The organism is uncultured Bradyrhizobium sp. (assembly GCF_947648125.1).
Taxonomy (GTDB): Bacteria; Pseudomonadota; Alphaproteobacteria; order Rhizobiales; family Xanthobacteraceae; genus Bradyrhizobium.
The window spans coordinates 258392-276803 of the sequence record NZ_CANSMR010000004.1 but is presented as its reverse complement, the minus strand read 5'-3'; the positions used below and the strand labels follow the sequence as shown (position 1 = coordinate 276803).

Sequence of the window (18412 nt, the reverse complement as noted above, 5' to 3'; positions counted from 1 at the left end):
CTCTACTCCTTGGCAGGCAAACTGCCCGCAATAGTCGCACCACTGCGCTCGAGCCTGACCGGAATGCCCTTCGAGGACGGCGTGAAGCTCAGCGGATCGTGCGCGTAGAGCGGCACCAGCGGATTGGTCTCCGGATAATAGGCGGCGCAGCAACCGTTCGGGAACGAGTATCCAACCACCCGGAAATTGCGCACCCGGCGCTCGATGCCATCGACCGAAGCGGTCACCAGGTCGACGCGATCGCCGTCCTTGAGTTCCCGCCTGTCCATCTCGACTTGATTGAGGAACACGATGTCACGCTGGCCGTACACTCCGCGATAGCGGTCGGACAGCGAGTATACCGTCGTGTTGTACTGATCGTGGCTGCGGATCGTGCTCAGCCACAGCGTCTCCGGGTGGTCGTCGCTTGGATCCTCGCCGAGGCCGTCGAACACCAGAAAATTGGCCTTTCCGCTCGCCGTGGCCCAGACGCGCTCGCGCGCGGTTGAGACAAGGTGGAAACCGCCGGGTACGCGGATTCGGGCGTTGAAGTCGTGGAAGATCGGCAACACGTCCTCGATCGCATCACGGATGCGGTCGTAGTCGGCGACGAAACCATCCCAGTCAACGACAGAACGTCCGCCCAGGGTCGCCCGTGCCATGCCCGCAACGATCGCGGGCTCGCTGAGCAGATGGTCGGAGGCGGGCTGATTGCGCCCGGCCGACGCGTGCACCATCGACATGGAATCTTCCACGGTGATGGATTGCGGGCCGGTTGCCTGGATGTCCACCTCCGTGCGGCCAAGGCAGGGCAGGATCAGGGCGTCGCGTCCGTGGATCACGTGGCTGCGATTCAGTTTGGTCGAAATATGGACGGTTAGATCGAGGTTGCGGAGGGCGCTCTGTGTCAGCTGCCAGTCCGGGATCGCAGCGGCAAAATTGCCACCCATCGCGACGAACACCTTCACTTCACCGCATATCATCGCCTCGAGTGCCGTAACGACATTATGGCCATGTGCGCGGGGTGGTTTGAAACCGAAACGAAGCTCGAGCCGATCAAGGAAGTCCTGCGACGGCACCTCCGTGATGCCGACCGTGCGGTCTCCTTGCACATTCGAATGGCCGCGGACCGGACACAGGCCTGCACCCTCGCGGCCGATATGGCCGCGAAGCAGCGCGAGATTTGCCAGTTGCTGAACGGCCTGTGCACCACGCCGGTGCTGGGTGATGCCCATGCCGTAGACGATGATCGCGCGCTCGGCTTTCATGTAGGCGCTCGCGGCGTACTCGATGTCCTCGCGGCCAAGTCCGGAGCAGCGTTCGATCTCCGGCCATTGTGTCGCCTTCAGGTCGCTCACCAGCGCGTCAAGCCCATCCGTGTGGTCACGCATGAAATTCCAGTCCAGCACGGCCTGCGCGCCCGTCGCGCGCGCCGCGTCGTCTGCCTCGACCAAGGTCTTCATGATGCCCTTGATGACGGCGATGTCACCGCCGATGCGCACCTGGTAGAGCCGCGAGCTGATCTGCGTCGCGCTCAGGGTTACCATCTCTATCGGGCTTTGCGGGGCCTGGAATCGCTCCAAGGCACGCTCACGGAACGGATTGAACGAGATGATGGACGCACCGCGGCGGGATGCGTCGCGAAGGTCAGTCATCATGCGTGGACTGTTGGTGCCGGGGTTCTGGCCGAAGATGAAGATGCAATCCGCCTTGGCAAAATCCTCCAGCACGACGGTCCCCTTGCCGACGCCTATCGACTGCGGCAAGCCCACGCTCGTCGCCTCGTGGCACATGTTCGAGCAATCGGGAAAGTTGTTGGTGCCGTATTCCCGCACGAAGAGCTGATAGAGAAAGGCGGCTTCGTTCGAGGTGCGACCGGAGGTATAGAACTCGGCCATGTTCGGGTCCGGCAACGCGTTCAGATGGCCGGCGATGATCGAGAAGGCCTTGCTCCAGCTCACGGGAACGTAGCGATCGGCGGTCCCGTCATAGGCCATCGGATGCGTGAGGCGGCCGACCATTTCCAGATCGTAGTCGCTCCAGGCGGACAGCTCAGTCACCGTGTGATCCGCGAAGAACTCCGGCGTGCAGCGCTTGGCGGTCGCCTCCCATGCCACGGCCTTCGCACCATTCTCGCAAAACTCGAACGATGACGTGTGTTTCGGATCCGGCCAGGCACAACCCGGGCAATCGAACCCCTCCGGTTGATTCATGCATCCGAGCGTCGCCGCGCCCTTTACCGGAATACCCTGTTCGATCAGGTGTGCGCTGAGGGCCTTCAGCGCGCCCCAACCGCCGGCGGGATGGTGATAGGGCTGAATTGACTTCCGTTCCGACATCGCGGGGACCTCTGCGGATACCGATGTCAGGTCAGTTACGTCGTTCGCCCAGAGCTTTCTTTCGAAAATGCCCGGATCACACCGGAGCGACGGCCATGTAAGTGCGATTGCGCACAATGCCGTAGTGCGTTCCGGAAAACCTGTCGTCTTCCGGGATTGGGCCCTGTCGCCATTTGCCTAACTTGATGCAGGGAGACCGCCGCTGGCGGCTCCGGAGCAATCCTTTTGAGGGTATGACCATGATTTCCAGACGTAACCTCCTGGCAGCCTCGGCGGTGGGCACGGCCATGACGGTATCTGCGGCAAAGGCGGCGACCTTTGGCAATCCGGACGAGCCGCCGCAAGGCGCAATCAACGCAAAGGGACCAGGGAATCTCGCTGATCCCGGTCCCCAGAGCCAGGCGCTCGGCAGTCAGTTTCCGTCGGCGCAAACGCCTCCGGCGACCGACGTCGGTGGAATGCCGACGACCTGGGCATCATTCAACAATGCACCGAAGCGAATTCAAAACGGCGGATGGGCGCGTCAGGTCACCGTCGACGATTTTGCAATCTCCAAGGAGATTTCCGGCGTCAACATGCGCCTCACCGCCGGCGGCATCCGCGAGTTGCACTGGCATCAGGCTGCCGAGTGGGCGATCATGACCTATGGCACTTGCCGCGTGACCGTTCTCGATGCGCAAGGCCGTCCATACGTTGCCGACGTCAAGGAGGGTGATCTCTGGTATTTCCCGCCGGGAGCGCCGCATTCACTGCAGGGCCTGGGTCCGGATGGATGCGAATTCGTCATCTGCTTCGATGACGGCCATGCCGACGAATTCAACACTTTGCTCGTCACGGACTGGTTTGCGCACACGCCACCCGAAGTGCTCGCCAAGAACTTCGGCGTCCCTGCTGAAACGTTCGCGAAGATCCCGCTACACAATTTGTGGATATTTCAGGGCACCGTCCCCGGCGATCTCGTCGCCGATCGGGCTGCCATCCAAAAAGATGCCCCCGTCGCAACGCATCCGTTCATCTTTCCGCTCGGATCCTCGCGCCCCGTCAAGTCGTCAGATACGGGATCCCTCCAGGTCGCCGACAGCACCAACTTCAAGGTATCGACAGGCGTCGCCGCCGCATTGGTCACGGTCCGCCCCGGCGGCATTCGCGAGATGCACTGGCACCCAAATGCGGACGAATGGCAGTATTACATCAAGGGCAAGGCGCGCATGACCGTGTTCGATACCGGGCCGAACGCGCTGACGACGGACTTCAATGCCGGCGACATCGGCTATGTCAGACGCAATCTCGGTCACTATGTCGAGAATGTCGGCGATACCGATATGCAGTTCGTCGCCGTGTTCCGCGCCTCGCGATATCAGGAGGTCTCCCTCTCCGACTGGCTCACGCACACGCCGCCGGCGCTCGTGGCGCAGCATCTCAACATCGACCTGGCTGCGATTGCGAAATGGCCGGACACGGCCCCGGGCGTGATGCCGAAGGGCTAGGCCCTATGGCTTTCGGAACATTTCAGCGGCGATCCCGAGCATGCTCGCAAGACATGACGGGGAGGTCAAATCGACTCGACACCCACGTCGAACGAATTTGCGATCTGCTTCAATTTCGCTGCGAGGGTCGAAAACTCCGTTGCGCGCGGATCGCTTCTCCGCCACGCAAGCCCTATCGTTCGGGAATAGGTCGAGCCTTGCAGCCGCGAGTAAACCACCGCGTCCCGCTCGGATACGGCAAGCGCCGGCACGAGCGTGCAGCCCTCGCCGGCGGCGACCATGTACTTCAGGGTTTCAAGGCTGGTCCCAAGGCGATTGCTACGCGGCGAAGTAGCGCAACCGGCCAGCGCCTGCTCACGCAGGCAATGCCCCTCCTCGAGGAGCAGCCGTTCGTCCACGTCCAGTCCGTCCCAGGTCGGCCCGCCCCTGCGCGAGGCGGGGTGCCCCTTCGGACAGGCCAACAGGAAGGGTTCTGAGAAAATCGCTGCCGTCGCCAACGCAGTATCGGTCTGCGGCAACGAGAGAAGCACGGCATCGATTTCGCCGTCGATCAGTTTTGGCACGAGGTCGCCGGTCAGGCCTTCGCTGAGAACGAGGGAGACCTCGGAGTATCTCCTGCGCAGTGCAGGCAGGATCCTTGGAAAAAGGTAGGGACCGAGCGTCGAGATGGCAGCTAGCCGCAACACGCCGCCGAACGGCTTGTCCGACCGCTGGACGATCGTGAACAGAAGCCGCGCCTCGGCCAGCACGCGGCGCGCCTGTTCGATGAAGGACTTGCCCTCTGCGGTCACGATCACGCGTCGCGTGGTGCGCTCGAAGATGGCCATTCCGAGCCAGGCTTCGAGCTTGCGTACCTGCGCGGACAGCGAAGGTTGCGCAACACGGCAGTGCTCCGCGGCACGAACGAAACTGCCCTGGTCGGCGATGGCGACGACATATTCCAGATCACGCAGCGACAGGCCACTGAGGTTCATCGCATCCGGCTCCAATAGATAACACCTATGAGAACAGATGGTGATGAGGCCAACGTCTATCAATCCATATGCGAAACCAGCCGTCGGCAGACTGCCGCTGCTGCCAGCCAAGTCTCGCCTGCTGGATCACCCGCGGGCGCAGACATTCGCCCGATGCATCCCCCGACGCGGTTCCGCCGCTTCAAGCGGTCCAGCCATGGCCGAGATCGACGGACCTTTGGCCAGAAACGGCTGACCTCGCTCGTTGTAGCCAAGCCGCCTGAATTTTAAGCTTCGGGTTCGAACGCGCATCACCCGGAGAACCACCCGATTATGAGGCAGCTCCTCTTAATTTCATAAGACCCTTGTAATTCCCCTATTGATCGGAGGGCGGCAAGGTTACTCACAACACCAATGCAGGAGAACCCCAATGAACGACAAGACTCAAAGACCGTTTCTGACGCACGCATCGGGCGCGCCGGTCACGGATAACGTCAACATCCAGACTGCCGGACCGCGCGGGCCGGCATTGCTGCAGGATGTCTGGTTGATCGAGAAGCTCGCGCATTTCGGCCGGGAGGTGATCCCGGAGCGCCGCATGCACGCCAAGGGATCGGGCGCTCATGGCACCTTCACCGTCACCCACGACATCACCCGGTACACCAAGGCCAAGATCTTCTCGGAAATCGGCAAGCAGACGCCGATGTTCGCGCGCTTCTCGACCGTCGCCGGCGAGCGCGGTGCCGCGGACGCCGAACGCGACATCCGCGGGTTCGCGCTCAAATTCTACACCGAAGAAGGCAACTGGGACGTGGTCGGCAACAACACGCCGGTGTTCTTCTTCCGCGATCCGCTGCGCTTTCCTGATCTGAACCACGCCATCAAGCGCGATCCGTATACTGGCATGCGCAGCGCCGACAACAACTGGGACTTCTGGACGCTGCTTCCCGAGGCGTTGCACCAAGTCACCGTCGTCATGAGCGAGCGCGGCATCCCGAAGAGCTTTCGCCACATGCACGGCTTCGGCAGCCACACCTACAGCTTCCTCAACACCAACAATGAGCGCGTCTGGGTGAAGTTTCACTTCCGCACCCAGCAGGGTATCCAGAACCTGACCGACGCCGAGGCCGAGGCCCTGGTCGGCAAGGATCGCGAAAGCCACCAGCGCGACCTGTTCAGCAGCATCGAGCGAGGCGAGTTTCCGCGCTGGACTCTGTTCGTCCAGGTGATGACGGACGAGCAGGCAACGAAGTTTCCGTTCAATCCGTTCGACCTCACCAAGGTCTGGCCGAAGGCCGAGTATCCGCTGATCGAGGTCGGCTATTTTGAGCTCAACCGAAATCCGGAAAACGTCTTTGCCGAGGTCGAGCAGGCCGCGTTCTCGCCTGCCAACATCGTTCCGGGTATCGGCTACTCGCCGGACAAGATGCTGCAAGCGCGCCTGTTCTCCTATGGTGACGCGCAGCGTTACCGGCTCGGCGTCAACCACCACCATATTCCGGTCAACGCGCCGAAGTGCCCGTTCCACAGCTACCACCGCGACGGTGCGATGCGGACCGACGGCAATCTCGGCCGCACGCCGACCTACTGGCCGAACAGCCGCGGCGAGTGGACGGACCGGCCGCAATTGAACGAGCCGCCACTGGAGATCACGGGTGCGGCAGCGCATTGGGATCACCGTGTCGACGAGGATCACTGGCAGCAACCCGGCAACCTGTTCCGGAAGATGTCGCCTGCGCAGCAGCAGACACTGTTCGAGAACACGGCACGCCAGGTCGGCCAGGCCGCAAGGCACATCCAGGAGCGACACGTGGCGAATTGTGCCAAGGCGGACCCTGCCTACGGCAAGGGCGTTGCGGATGCGCTCGTCAGGTTCGCCCAAGAGAAGCGCTAGCCGTCGCCGGACGGGCGCGAACGCGCCGCTGAAACGAGCCGCCCGCGTTCATCGGCGCGGGCGGAGACAGGCACAGTTCGTCCCGGTCGGGCGCGCCGATGGGATGCTTTCGCAGGGAGTTCGATTATGTTCGACTATGTCGGCAACTTTGAACACGCCATCAGCGCTCTCAAGCGCGAGCAGCGATACCGCGTGTTCGCCGATCTGGAACGGAAGGCCGGACAGTTTCCCCACGCCGTCTGGAACGGTCCGGACGGCAGGCGAGACGTTGTCGTCTGGTGCTCGAACGACTACCTCGGCATGGGTCAGCATCCGGACGTAATCGAGGCGATGTGCAGCACCGCACGCCGCATGGGCGCTGGCGCCGGCGGCACGCGCAACATCTCCGGCACGAATCGCGCACTCGTCGAACTTGAGGCCGAAATTGCCGACTTGCACGGCAAGCAGGCCGCGCTCGTCTTCACATCGGGGTATGTCTCGAACCAGACCGGCATCGCGACAATTGCCCGGCTCCTTCCCGACTGCCTGATCCTGTCCGATGCACTCAACCACAATTCCATGATCGAGGGTGTCCGTTCGTCTGGCTGTACCAAGCAGGTCTGGCGGCACAACGATCTCGCACATCTGGAGCAGCTGCTTTCGCGCGCACCCCACGACCGCCCGAAACTGATCGTCTTCGAGAGCGTCTATTCCATGGACGGCGACGTTGCGCCACTCAAGGAGATATGTGATCTTGCGGATCGCTATGGCTCGATGACCTATCTCGACGAGGTGCACGCGGTCGGGATGTACGGCTCGCGCGGAGCGGGCATCGCCGAACGGGATGGCGTCATGGATCGAATTGACGTCATCGAAGGGACGCTTGCCAAGGCATTCGGTACGCTGGGCGGCTACATCGCCGGGCGGAGTGCGGTCATCGACGCGGTGCGTTCCCATGCGCCGGGTTTCATCTTCACGACTGCACTTCCTCCGGCGATTGCCGCGGCGGCCAGGGCGTCGATTGCCCACCTCAAGGATTCGCACTGCGAGCGCGTCGGCCAGCAGCGGTCCGTCGCAGCAACCAAATCCGCCCTGCGTAAGGCCGGTTTGCCGGTTATGCCGACCGAGACACATATCGTCCCGGTCATGGTCGGAGATCCCGAACTATGCCGGTGGGCGAGCGACCTCCTGCCGCACAGGTGCGGCATCTACATTCAGCCGATCAACTACCCGACGGTGCCCAGAGGAACCGAACGGCTCCGAATTACACCGACTCCGGCGCATGACGACCGGTTGGTCGAGCAGCTGGCCGACGCCTTGATTTGGGTCTGGCGAGAGCTTGGCCTTCCCCTGGCGACGCACAATCGGCGTGCGGAGCCACGGTGGCTGTCTCTCGCTGCAAGCCGACAATAGCCCAAGAACGCCATCGCCCATAGCGACACCGCCGTCACATGGGCGGTGGTCGATTCGGCGCGACGCTCGCTTGAAGATACCGACGGGCCGCCGCGGCATGTGGCGTCGCGTTTCCGGTTCACCAATCCCGATGTGATGCGTTGCGCACTTCCGCGACGGATCGACACCGCACTCGAGCGAAATGCTGCGAACGTTTCCGCGGATACGCCCGGCGTTCAGTGCTGACCGGGTTTCGTTTCCACCTTCCCTCCGAAGACCCGATATCCCATGGCGGCGTAGAGCAGCATCAGCGGAAACACGAACAGACCTTCGCCCCAAAACATGAAGGCGAGGCTGGCGTGAGGCGCCGCCGCCTCGTCGATCGTGATCGCAAACGGGATCATATAGGGCCAGAACGATAGCGCCAGGGTCCCGAAAGAAGCACTGAAGATCACCGCGACGGCGAAGAACGGCCAACGGTCATTGTGATGCAGGATGCTGCTGGCCAGGACGGCCGCGGCCACAGCGCCGATCGCGGGAAAGACGAAGAGATAGGGCCGGTCAAGCCAGCGATGCATGATCGGAAGGTTCTCGATCAAGGCATGCACAAAGACGATGATCAGAAACGCCAGCACAGCGGTCGCCAGCACAGGAATCTGCCGGCGTGCCGCGTCACGGACTTCGGAATGGCACTTCTGGACCAGCCAGCAGGCGCCGAGCAGCGCATAGCCAAGACACAGCCCGATGCCGCACAGGATGGAAAACGGACTGAGCCATCCGAAGACACCGCCGGCATAGACCCCGTCCGTGAACTTCAATCCCTGCACGAGGGCGCCGACCGTGACGCCCTGCATGAAGCTCGCGACCAGTGATCCGCCGACGAAGCTCAGGTCCCAGATCCAGCGAGACGGCGATGTCGCCCTGTGCCGAAACTCGAAGGCGACGCCGCGCAGGATCAGTCCAAGCAGCATGACCACGACAGGCAGATAGAAAGCCGACAGCAGCGTGGAGTAGACCAGTGGAAACGCGCCCCACAGGATCACGCCGGCGACCACCAGCCAGGTCTCGTTGCCATCCCAGACCGGGGCGACGGTGCTCAGCATTGTGTCCCGGTCCGCATTGCTGCGGGTCAGACCGAACAACATGCCGACACCGAGGTCAAACCCGTCGAGCAGCAGGTAGACGAGTATACTGACGGCAAGAAGTGCTACCCAGAACAAGACCATCTCTATTCTCCTGCAGTCGCCGGTTCGGCAAGTTCCGGTTCGGCCAGCGACATTGGACGATTTGGCGAGGCACCACGCAACGGCTCGACCGTTAGTCGCGTCGGCCCGGCGCGCAGCAGGCGGTAGATGTAGAAAGTGCCGAACGAAAAGATGAAAAGGTAGACTCCGCCGAACAGCACGAGCGAGGTCATCGCCGCGGGCGCCGTCAGGAACGGTGTCACGGCATCCGCCGTCCGCAGCAGTCCATAGATCACCCAAGGCTGCCGTCCCACTTCGGCGACATACCAGCCGGTGAGGATTGCGATGAACGGAAGCGGGAAACTCAGAAAGATAGTCCAGAGCATGAAGCGGTTTCGCCGCAGGCGACGCCTGATGCTGAGGTAGGACCCGAGCCAGGCGACCGCGAGCATGACCAGCCCGCAACCGACCATGATACGGAACGTGAGAAACGGTATCAATACCGGCGGGCGGTCCTGCGGCGGGAAATCGTTCAGTCCGACTTCCTTCGACGACAGGCTCATGCTGCCGATGATGCTTCCGAGGATCGGTACCTTGACTTCGTATTTGTTGCTTGCCGTCGCCGCATCAGGCAGTCCGATCAGGACCTCGCTCGCCGGCTGCTCGTCGTGCCAACGGCCTTCGATGGCCGCAAACTTCGCCGGCTGATAATCGTGAACGTAGTCGCCGACCAGATGACCGAACACCAGCTGGACCGGAAGCAGCAGTGCGGCAAGGAAGAGACCCATCCGCAGCATCACCCTCGTCTCCGCGTAACCGTCGCCGCGAAGCACATACCAGGCACCGGTGGCGGCAACGCAGAACGCGCCGGTGAGATACGCCGCGAGCAGCATGTGCGGGAAGCGCGACCAGACGATCGAATTGAAGATGATCCTGGTCCAGTCGTCCGGAACGAAGTAGCCGTTCTGCAGCAAATAGCCCACCGGCACCTGCATCCAGCTGTTGTTGACCATGATCCAGAACGCCGACAGTGTCGTCCCAAGCGACACCATCGCGGTCGAGAACAGATAGAACCACGGCGGAACCCGTTTGCGACCGAAGATGAGGACACCGAAGAAGCTGGCCTCCAGCATGAAGGCCGTGAACGTCTCATAGGACAGCAGCGGCCCCTGGATCGGGCCGGACATCTTCGAGAGCACGCTCCAGTTCGTGCCGAATTCGAAGCCCATGACGACCCCCGAGACGACACCCATGCCGAAGGCAACGCCAAAGATCTTGAGCCAGAACTCGAACAGCGCCTGATAGACGGGACGACCGGTCCGCAAATGCATCGCCTCGAGCACGGTCAGCCAGGCCGCAAGGCCGATCGTGAAGGCAGGGAAGATGATGTGGAACGAGATGGTGAAGCCGAACTGTATCCTCGAGAGAAGCAGCGCCGTGGCGTCCATCTGAGCTTTCCTTCACCTGACGGGCGGGATGTTTCCGCCTGGTTGCACGTAGGTGCCCCTCGAACGAGCCATTTTCGAAGCGAATGAATCTTGCGGATTTGCACGCGTGTTGGATCGGGCGGACGGCCGCGCGAGACAGAGGCAGCATTCAGACCGCGACGGTGCGCGAATCCGAGAAGTCGATGCGATCGGGGTGGGTGAAGATCTCGTAGCCATCCGCACGGGCGACTGCAATCAGACATATTCCCGCCTGATCTGCCGTCTCGATCGCGAGCGAGGTAGGCGCCGACACCGCGACCAGGACAGGCGCGCCGATCCGCGCGGTCTTCTGCACCATCTCGACCGATACACGGCTGGTCAGGAGAATGGCTCCCTCGGCTCGCGCGATGTCCTGCTGCATAAGCGCGCCGGCGAGCTTGTCGAGTGCGTTGTGGCGCCCGACATCCTCCCGCACCAGGCTGATGCCGCCGTGCGGTCGCCAGAACGCCGCCGCGTGCACGGCCTGCGTCCTCTGATTCAGCTGTTGCAGGGGTGCGAGCGCCGCTACGGCTTGCAGGAGATCGCGCGCACGAAATGTCGCATGGCTCGATACCCTCGGCGGCGGCAGGCGGGCCTGCTCCAGATTCTCGATCCCGCACAATCCGCAACCGACCGGGCCGGCCATGGCGCGGCGACGTGCCATGAGCTGTTCTGCGCGATCGTCGTCTAGCCACATTCGCACTTCGACCCCGAGACTGCTCTCTATGATATCGATGCTCGCGATCTCATCAGTGCTTTCGATGATCCCTTCAGTCAGGGCAAAGCCGACGCCGAAATCATTCAGATCGGCGGGCGTCGCCATCATCACGGCGTGGGTCGATCCGCCAAAGGTGAGCGCGATCGCCTCCTCCTCGGCAACGAACCGTGACGACAAGGTGGGGTTTCCGCCCCGCCAGATGAGTTTGGCCCGTTGCCTGAGCGAGCGATCGACAATCATTGCTATCCTTCCGGACTGCGTTCCCGGGCTGAGAATGCCCCGATCTCTGACAATTTCTTTCCCATCACGCTTCGCGGTTTCCTGTTTGCACGACCGCACTCGGCCGTCCCCGGATCATGTCAGGTCGCTTGCCGCGATGCTTGCGTGCGAATTCGAAAGATGATCCGCCCCAGGTGACGATACTTGCGGGAGACGCGCCTTAGTCAGGCATGCGGACATAGAGCCGCTTCCGCGGGCGCAAGACGCGAACCTGAATGGAAGGAGCAAACAATCGTGAGCGAACTTATAAGTGCCGCCGATGTCGGCCGGCCGCTGGCAAAGCCCGACCGACAACCGATTCACCAGATCCTGGTGCCGTTTCCAGTCGCCTATTTCGCCGCGGCGTTCGTCACCGACCTGGCTTACTGGCGAACCGCCGAGGTGACGTGGGAGCGGTTTTCCGTCTGGCTGATAACCGGGGGACTGGTCATGGCCGCGCTCGTCGCGCTCGTTGCGGTGATCGATCTCTTTCGTGGCCAGAGACCGGCGTGGATCCGAGCACTGGCCTATGCGTCCGCGGCCGTGCTGTCCATTATCAATGTCCTCGTTCACAGCCGCGACGGCTACACCGCGGTCGTTCCTGCGGGGCTGATTCTTTCAGGCCTGACCCTGGCCCTTCTGCTGTCGACGGTCTCGCCACGCTGGACGTTGACCAATCGCCGCCATTTGGGAGCAAGAGCATGACCGAACTCAAGAAGAGCTTGCCGCGCGTCGCCGCCTTGATGGTCGCGGTCGCCGGATTGGGACTTGCGGGCTGCGACGATACGGGCGGCGATCCGAGGGTGCAGATCGGCGCCAACCCGGCGTTGCCACCGCTGCATCAGTACCTTGTGCCTCCGATCCGGATCGCAACACCCGTGGGCTGGGGATCGCAGACGCCCAAGGTGCCGCAAGGACTGCAGGTCCATGCCCTGGCCACCGGACTGCAGCACCCGCGATCGCTCTACGTTTTGCCGAATGGTGACGTGCTGGTGATCGAAAGCAACGGCCCGAAGGCGCCGGTCTTCCGTCCCAAGGACCTGATCACTGGTGTCGTACAGTGGTTTGCTGGCGCAAAGGCGAAGGATGCCAACCGTATCACGCTGCTCCGCGACACCAACGGCGACGGCATCCCTGACACGCGTACCGTGTTCCTCGACCACCTCAACTCGCCGTTCGGCGTGGCTCTGGTCGGTCACGATCTCTACGTCGCTAACACCGATGCGATCATGCGCTATCCGTATCAGGACGGCCAAACCAGCATCACCGACAAGGGCACCAAGCTGACCGATCTTCCGGGCGGGCCGATCGATCACCACTGGACCAAGAGCCTCCTGGCGAGCCCGGACGGATCCAAGCTCTACGTCGGCGTCGGATCGAACAGCAACGTCGGAGAAAACGGCCTGCAGGCCGAATACGAGCGCGCCGCGATCTGGGAGATCGATCGTGCCACCGGTGCTCACCGCATTTTCGCCAGCGGCGTGCGCAACCCGACCGGGCTGCAATGGGAGCCCACGACCGGCAAGCTGTGGGCAATTGCCAACGAACGCGACGAGATTGGGCCAGACCTCGTGCCGGACTATCTCACCTCGGTGCAGGACGGAGGCTTCTACGGCTGGCCGTACAGCTACTATGGCCGCCATCTCGACCCGCGCGTTCAACCACAACGACCCGATCTGGTCGAGAAGGCGATCGTGCCGGATTACGCGCTCAGTTCGCACGTTGCACCGCTCGGATTGGCCATGTCGTCTGGCCACAATCTGCCTGCGAACTACCAGGCCGGCGCTTTCGTCGGAGAGCATGGCAGCTGGGACCGCACTCCACTCAATGGCTACAAGGTGGTTTTCGTGCCGTTCAAGGACGGCAAGCCCTCCGGCCCTGCGCAGGATGTCGTCACCGGCTTCCTTGACGCGGACAATCGCACACACGGCAGACCGGTTGGCCTGGCAGTCGATCGCTCCGGCGCTCTGCTCATCGCCGATGACGTCGGCAACGCCGTGTGGCGCGTCTCCTCCGCGGAGAAGCCCGCTCCGACCAAGCCCGCCTCCTGACTGCCAGAACCAGGTGGTCGACGTCGCCGGCGAGGTGACGCCGACCTCCTGGCGCAGGCAAGAATGTCGGGGAATTAGCTGTCCTGCTTGTCAGGGCAGACGAGTTCTATGCGGCCCCCGGGGCCGGGGTGGATCGTCAGCCGAAAGCCGTGCAGCTTGACGATTGCAGCCACAAGGCTCAGGCCGAGCCCAACGCCAGCCGTGTTGCGGATCTTGTCGGAGCGGTAGAACCGGCGCAGCACGGCTTCACGCTCATGCTCGCTGATTCCCGGTCCCGTGTCGGTCACACAAACAATCGTTTCCTTCTCACCCCGCATCAGCTCGAGGCTCACCTTGCCGCCGGACGGCGTGAACTTGATTGCGTTATCGACGAGATTGGCGATTGCTTCAAACAGCAGATCTCGATCGCCCCAGACCTGCAGTTTGCGGTCGATATCGGCACCGAGATTGATACCCTTGTCCTCGGCAATCGGCTCGTAGACGTCGCACACCTCTCGCAGAATTTCATGAAGGTCGACGTTGCCGAAGCCCGCCGAACGGCGGCTGTTCTCGATCTCCGTCAGCCGCAACAGCGCAGTGATGATCGCGAGTGACTGATCGATGCCTCCGATCGCCTTGTCGGTAACCTCCTGGAGCTGCTCAAGCGAGTTGGCGTGGGTCCGGCCGCGTTCCAATGTCAGCCGGGCACGCGTCAGGGGTGTTCGCAGGTCATGGGCAATGTCATTGCCGACGCCGGCAAGCGCATTAATCATCGCTTCCATTTCATCGAGCATCCCGTTCACGATCGCGGCCAGCCTCGAGAAGGGCTCGTTGGTATTGCTATGCGGCAGACGCTCTCGCAGGTCGCCGGCAATGATCCGGCGTACCCGCTGATTGACTTCTTCCACGCGTCGCTGAGCGCGCAGGCTCAGCCAGGCTCCCGCGATCAGACTAAGGCAGAAGGCCGGCAGAAGGCCCAGCGCAAGCGCCTGTCCTACAACGCTCGATATCTCATGCGTTTCGTCGACGTTCCGTCCGATGACAAGGACGTCGCCGCCCTCCAGACGCCTGCCCACCGCCCGAATCAGCGGATCACCACCTGCGGGTTGACCAACTCGCACCGCTCGCAAGGGCTGCACCGATCCGTCGGTCCTGAAGCCCTCGGGCAGACCTGCGAGATTGCCGGCGAGCCGGGCACCGGCGTGATCATACAAGCCGGCGAACTGGACGCCCCGGGAGTCTTGTCCAAGGTGATCGGAGATCGCATCCGTGCGACGGCCGTTCGGAAGAGCCGCAATGAAATCAAGCTGCATGCCGATCATGCGATCGGTTCTGGCAATCAGATAACTGTCGATCTTCAAATAGATGAAACCGAACAGCACGACCACGAATACCGCAAAAACGCCGGCCACCGCCGAGGCCCAGCGAAACGTGTTCGAGCGTATAAACTGCAGCTGTAGCATCGATCTCGCCGGTCGGTTTCCGGACCTCATCCGATCGCCGGACTGGGGCGGGTGACGTCCTATTGGTGTGCCCGCAGAATAAACCCTGATCCCCGGACGTTGTGGATCATCTGCGGTTCTCCCGGCCCATCAATCTTGTGCCGCAGACGGCCCATATGCACGTCGACGAGATTGGTCGTTGCCGGCACGAACTTGTAATTCCAGACTTCCTCGAGCAGCATCGCCCGCGTCAACAACTGACCGCTTCGCCGCATCATGTATTCAAGGAGACGAAATTCGCGCGGCAGAAGTTCGATGTCGCGCTCGTCGCGCCTTGCCGTCCGCTCGATCAGGTCGAGCTCGAGAGGGCCGACCCGCAACGTCGTCTCGCGGCTATCAGTCGGGCGACGAAGCAGGGCTTCGATTCTCGCAATCAGTTCGACGACGGCAAAGGGCTTCGTGAGGTAGTCGTCGCCGCCGCTTCGCAGGCCGCGCACCCGTTCGTCGACTGCGCCGAGCGCGCTCAGCACCACCACCGGTGTACCGACCTGGTCCTTTCGCAATGCCTCGATGACCGCAAGCCCGTCCATGCCGGGAAGCATCCGATCGACGACCAGCACGTCAGGATGGGTCGTGCGCGCCTTGTCGAGACCATCGATCCCGTTCGCTGCCCATTCGATCTCAAAGCCGAGCTCGCTGAGCTCGGCCACGATCTCCTCGGCCGTTCCGCCGTCGTCCTCGATCAGAAGAACCTTCGTCATCGCCTCAATCTCAGATATTCCAAAACGGCCAACCGGTTCGGAGGAAATCATATGCTCGCTGGTTCGCAAAGTCATAGGGGGCCGCCGAAATTGCTGGATTGAGCCAGACCGCGCCGTCCGCCCACTTGCGCGAGCGCAGCGCGGTCCGCTCCGGGGGATATGCCGCCTTGGCAAAGCACGGCGAGGCGCCCTCGGGAGACATAGCCCCTGCGAGGAGGCGCAGCCACTAAATTGCGATTCAGAGAGATTTGCGTATCCGCCGCCGGGCGTCGCCCGGTCCCGGTCGCGCTGTTCCGGAGCGTTTCCCTTCCGGCGCCCACTGTCGCTCACCAACTCTGAACTCGATTTTAGACGACTTCCTTCCATCAGCCACCTAGCTTCGCCGGCGAGCGATCAAAGGAAAGCCGCTATGCTGGACAATGTCGACGAAGGGAATACCGAACGCGATGCCCCTGTGGATTGCCTGAAGCCCAGCAAGATCGGATTTGTCGGGCTCGGCTTGATGGGCACGGCCATGGCGGCCAATCTGGCAGCCGACGGTCACAACGTCTGTGCGTATGTGCGTCGTTCGGAACGTGTCGGCGACCTGCAGGCGCTGGCCGTGGCAGCGACCACGAATCTGTCCGATCTGTTCGACAGCGACGTCATCATTTCCATGTTGCCGGATGACACAGCGGTGCGAGACGTCTTCTTTGGATCATCCGGAATTGCGGACGGCTTGCAGCCTGCCGCGATCCATATGTCGATGAGCACCATCAGCACCACGGCGTCCACGGAATTTCTGCATGCGCATGAACGCCGCAGCCAGGGCTATGTTGCCGCACCGGTGTTCGGCAACCCGGATGCCGCCAAGGCTCGACAGCTGTCCGTCATTCTCGCCGGCAGTCCGGCATCCTGCGAACGTTGCCGGTCGGTGACAGACTCGCTGGGCCGGACCTTCGTCATCGGAACCGATCCGGCGCAGGCCAACCTGATCAAGCTACTCGGCAACATGATGACCGCAACGGCGCTCGAGGTGCTGAGTGAAGTCGTGACCGTGCTGCGCAAGCGTGGACTGGATCCACAGCAATTCGTGGACATCATGACTGGCACGATGTTCGACAGCCGCGTCCACAAGAACTATGGCAACAGGATCATTGCCCAAAGCTACGAGGCCGGACTGGCGCTGCCACTCGCACTCAAGGACGTACGCCTCGCGTTGACGGAAGCCGAGCTTGCAGGCGCGCCGATGCCGTCTGTCGGGGTGGTACGTGACCGCCTGATCACCGGTATCGCGCGCGGTCACGGCAAGCTTGACTGGACTGCGCTCGGCCTCGTCGCTTCAGAGGAAGCCGGGCTCTGATCCTTTGACCCTTCTGACGCGCTGACCTTCCGTCCTTGAGCGTCGCCTCCCTTTTTGGTCTAGCGTTGAGCGCCCTGCGCCGAAGTCACGTCAGCCCAACCACATGTCGGCAAACGGATCATAATTTGGATCCCGCGTGGGCGATGTCTTCTGCACCGAGCCAATCCTGCTTTGATGAATGCGGACATGAGACCGCATGAGGTGACCGAGTCGCAGGACGTGACCTTGCGTCGGCACGCAGCTGGCATGCGACGCAAGTGGTACACTGGTCATCAGCAGAGCTAGCGCTACGAGGAATCTTCCGGTTCTCTTGACAGGCATAAATTGCTCCTTTGAGTGCGCGCGCCGCGACATCGGTAGATCTGCGCGGCCCGCCTGACGTCCTTCACATGTCGCCCGCTTGGATACCGACGTTGCGAATTCGCACGCACCGCAGTGGACGCACCGCGAAGTGATCGATCACTCCTGTCGCCTCGCGCGCCGCAAAGGTGCGCGCCACGAGCAAGATGCCCCTGGCCACGATGCGCCTTGTCTGTTGGCAGCTCACGCCGCATTGAACTCACGTGAACACATCGTGTGTTTGGCTGATCCGTCGCGATCCCACCTGCAGGTGCGGGCTGTCGATCGACCTGGCCCGCTGTTTCAACGGAGAAGCTCAATGACCAATCTCAAAATTCTGTCGGCCGGACTGATTGCGGTCGCAACGCTCGCTACGCCCGCAATGGCTCGCGAGCACGGCGTGGTCGCCAGCCGCGTTGCGGTGGAGACCAATGCCGCTGCGACGAACGCGCCCGTCTACCCGGGCGAACGCGCTTGCGTTCCGGCGCCGCGCGTCGGCGCTTTTGCGACGGCGCCGTGGACCGGCGACAACGTTCCCTGCGAACCGGGCACGGGCGCATTCTAATCCGTCCCCGACACGCATCGCTTTGCTGTCATACGTTACGCAAGCGACGCAACGCCGTTGCGAATTGTGAAGCGGGCTGGACATTGTTCCAGCCCGCTTCATTTTCATTTGGCATCGGCGCTGGCGATCAACGCTTCCGGCTTGCGCAGTTTCAACTTGCCGCGATAACGCCGCCGCCAGCCATTCTTGAAAGCAAATTTAGTGGCAGGGCCGCCGATCGCTCCTAGCTCTCCAATCATCGCAGGGTCCGACGGGTCGCGCAGTGACGCTCCCGTCCAAGATTG

15 protein-coding genes are annotated in these 18412 nt (G+C 62.3%); 7 read left to right on the top strand and 8 right to left on the bottom strand.

Going from position 1 to position 18412, the window contains the following annotated elements; translation table 11 throughout:
* Positions 1-2 precede the first annotated feature (2 nt).
* Positions 3-2318 carry an FdhF/YdeP family oxidoreductase gene (locus Q0030_RS10705; protein WP_298366291.1) on the bottom strand — a complete coding sequence of 772 codons (2316 nt, stop codon included), beginning with the start codon at positions 2316-2318 and terminating at the stop codon, positions 3-5.
* Between the two features lie 239 nt (positions 2319-2557).
* On the opposite strand from Q0030_RS10705, the gene Q0030_RS10700 reads away from it, so the two are divergent.
* The gene (locus tag Q0030_RS10700; RefSeq protein WP_298366289.1) at positions 2558-3805 is read left to right on the top strand and encodes a cupin domain-containing protein; all 1248 of its coding nucleotides are present in this window, start codon (positions 2558-2560) and stop codon (positions 3803-3805) included.
* A gap of 65 nt (positions 3806-3870) precedes the next feature.
* On the opposite strand, the gene Q0030_RS10695 is transcribed toward Q0030_RS10700, so the two are convergent.
* The gene (locus Q0030_RS10695) at positions 3871-4779 is read right to left on the bottom strand and encodes a LysR substrate-binding domain-containing protein (protein ID WP_298366288.1); all 909 of its coding nucleotides are present in this window, start codon (positions 4777-4779) and stop codon (positions 3871-3873) included.
* Between the two features lie 409 nt (positions 4780-5188).
* Here Q0030_RS10695 and Q0030_RS10690 point away from each other — a divergent pair, with 409 nt between their 5' ends.
* Together Q0030_RS10690 and hemA are read left to right on the top strand one after the other, a co-directional pair.
* Positions 5189-6652, top strand: coding sequence for a catalase (locus Q0030_RS10690; RefSeq protein WP_298366286.1), 1464 nt, complete (start codon positions 5189-5191; stop codon positions 6650-6652).
* Between the two features lie 126 nt (positions 6653-6778).
* Positions 6779-8044 carry a 5-aminolevulinate synthase gene (gene hemA / locus Q0030_RS10685; protein ID WP_298366283.1) on the top strand — a complete coding sequence of 422 codons (1266 nt, stop codon included), beginning with the start codon at positions 6779-6781 and terminating at the stop codon, positions 8042-8044.
* A 215-nt stretch (positions 8045-8259) separates the two neighbouring features.
* Here the strand turns inward: hemA and cydB are convergent, their stop codons facing one another.
* From cydB to fdhD, 3 genes are all read right to left on the bottom strand, one after another.
* Positions 8260-9249, bottom strand: a complete 990-nt coding sequence (cydB, locus tag Q0030_RS10680) for a cytochrome d ubiquinol oxidase subunit II (RefSeq protein ID WP_298366282.1) — start codon at positions 9247-9249, stop codon at positions 8260-8262.
* Positions 9250-9251: 2 nt separating this feature from the next.
* On the bottom strand, positions 9252-10655 hold the full coding sequence (locus tag Q0030_RS10675; RefSeq protein ID WP_298366280.1) for a cytochrome ubiquinol oxidase subunit I: 1404 nt from the start codon (positions 10653-10655) through the stop codon (positions 9252-9254).
* A gap of 148 nt (positions 10656-10803) precedes the next feature.
* Positions 10804-11631, bottom strand: a complete 828-nt coding sequence (fdhD, locus tag Q0030_RS10670; RefSeq protein WP_298366278.1) for a formate dehydrogenase accessory sulfurtransferase FdhD — start codon at positions 11629-11631, stop codon at positions 10804-10806.
* Between the two features lie 273 nt (positions 11632-11904).
* On the opposite strand from fdhD, the gene Q0030_RS10665 reads away from it, so the two are divergent.
* The gene (locus tag Q0030_RS10665) at positions 11905-12354 is read left to right on the top strand and encodes a DUF2231 domain-containing protein (RefSeq protein WP_298366276.1); all 450 of its coding nucleotides are present in this window, start codon (positions 11905-11907) and stop codon (positions 12352-12354) included.
* The gene (locus Q0030_RS10660; RefSeq protein ID WP_298366274.1) at positions 12351-13700 is read left to right on the top strand and encodes a sorbosone dehydrogenase family protein; all 1350 of its coding nucleotides are present in this window, start codon (positions 12351-12353) and stop codon (positions 13698-13700) included. The genes Q0030_RS10665 and Q0030_RS10660 overlap by 4 nt, the downstream gene beginning before the upstream one ends.
* Before the next feature lie 74 nt (positions 13701-13774).
* On the opposite strand, the gene Q0030_RS10655 is transcribed toward Q0030_RS10660, so the two are convergent.
* Both Q0030_RS10655 and Q0030_RS10650 read right to left on the bottom strand, forming a co-directional pair.
* Positions 13775-15142, bottom strand: a complete 1368-nt coding sequence (locus Q0030_RS10655) for an ATP-binding protein (RefSeq protein ID WP_298366273.1) — start codon at positions 15140-15142, stop codon at positions 13775-13777.
* A gap of 59 nt (positions 15143-15201) precedes the next feature.
* Positions 15202-15882: a response regulator transcription factor gene (locus Q0030_RS10650; RefSeq protein WP_298366617.1), complete on the bottom strand. Its 681-nt coding sequence runs from the start codon at positions 15880-15882 to the stop codon at positions 15202-15204.
* A gap of 409 nt (positions 15883-16291) precedes the next feature.
* On the opposite strand from Q0030_RS10650, the gene Q0030_RS10645 reads away from it, so the two are divergent.
* Both Q0030_RS10645 and Q0030_RS10640 read left to right on the top strand, forming a co-directional pair.
* The gene (locus tag Q0030_RS10645; protein WP_298366271.1) at positions 16292-17224 is read left to right on the top strand and encodes an NAD(P)-dependent oxidoreductase; all 933 of its coding nucleotides are present in this window, start codon (positions 16292-16294) and stop codon (positions 17222-17224) included.
* A 658-nt stretch (positions 17225-17882) separates the two neighbouring features.
* Positions 17883-18128, top strand: a complete 246-nt coding sequence (locus Q0030_RS10640) for a hypothetical protein (RefSeq protein ID WP_298366269.1) — start codon at positions 17883-17885, stop codon at positions 18126-18128.
* Positions 18129-18232: 104 nt separating this feature from the next.
* Here Q0030_RS10640 and Q0030_RS10635 read toward each other — a convergent pair whose 3' ends face one another.
* Entirely contained in the window at positions 18233-18367 is a 135-nt protein-coding gene (locus Q0030_RS10635; protein ID WP_298366267.1) for a hypothetical protein, read from the bottom strand.
* Between the last annotated feature and the right edge of the window lie 45 nt (positions 18368-18412).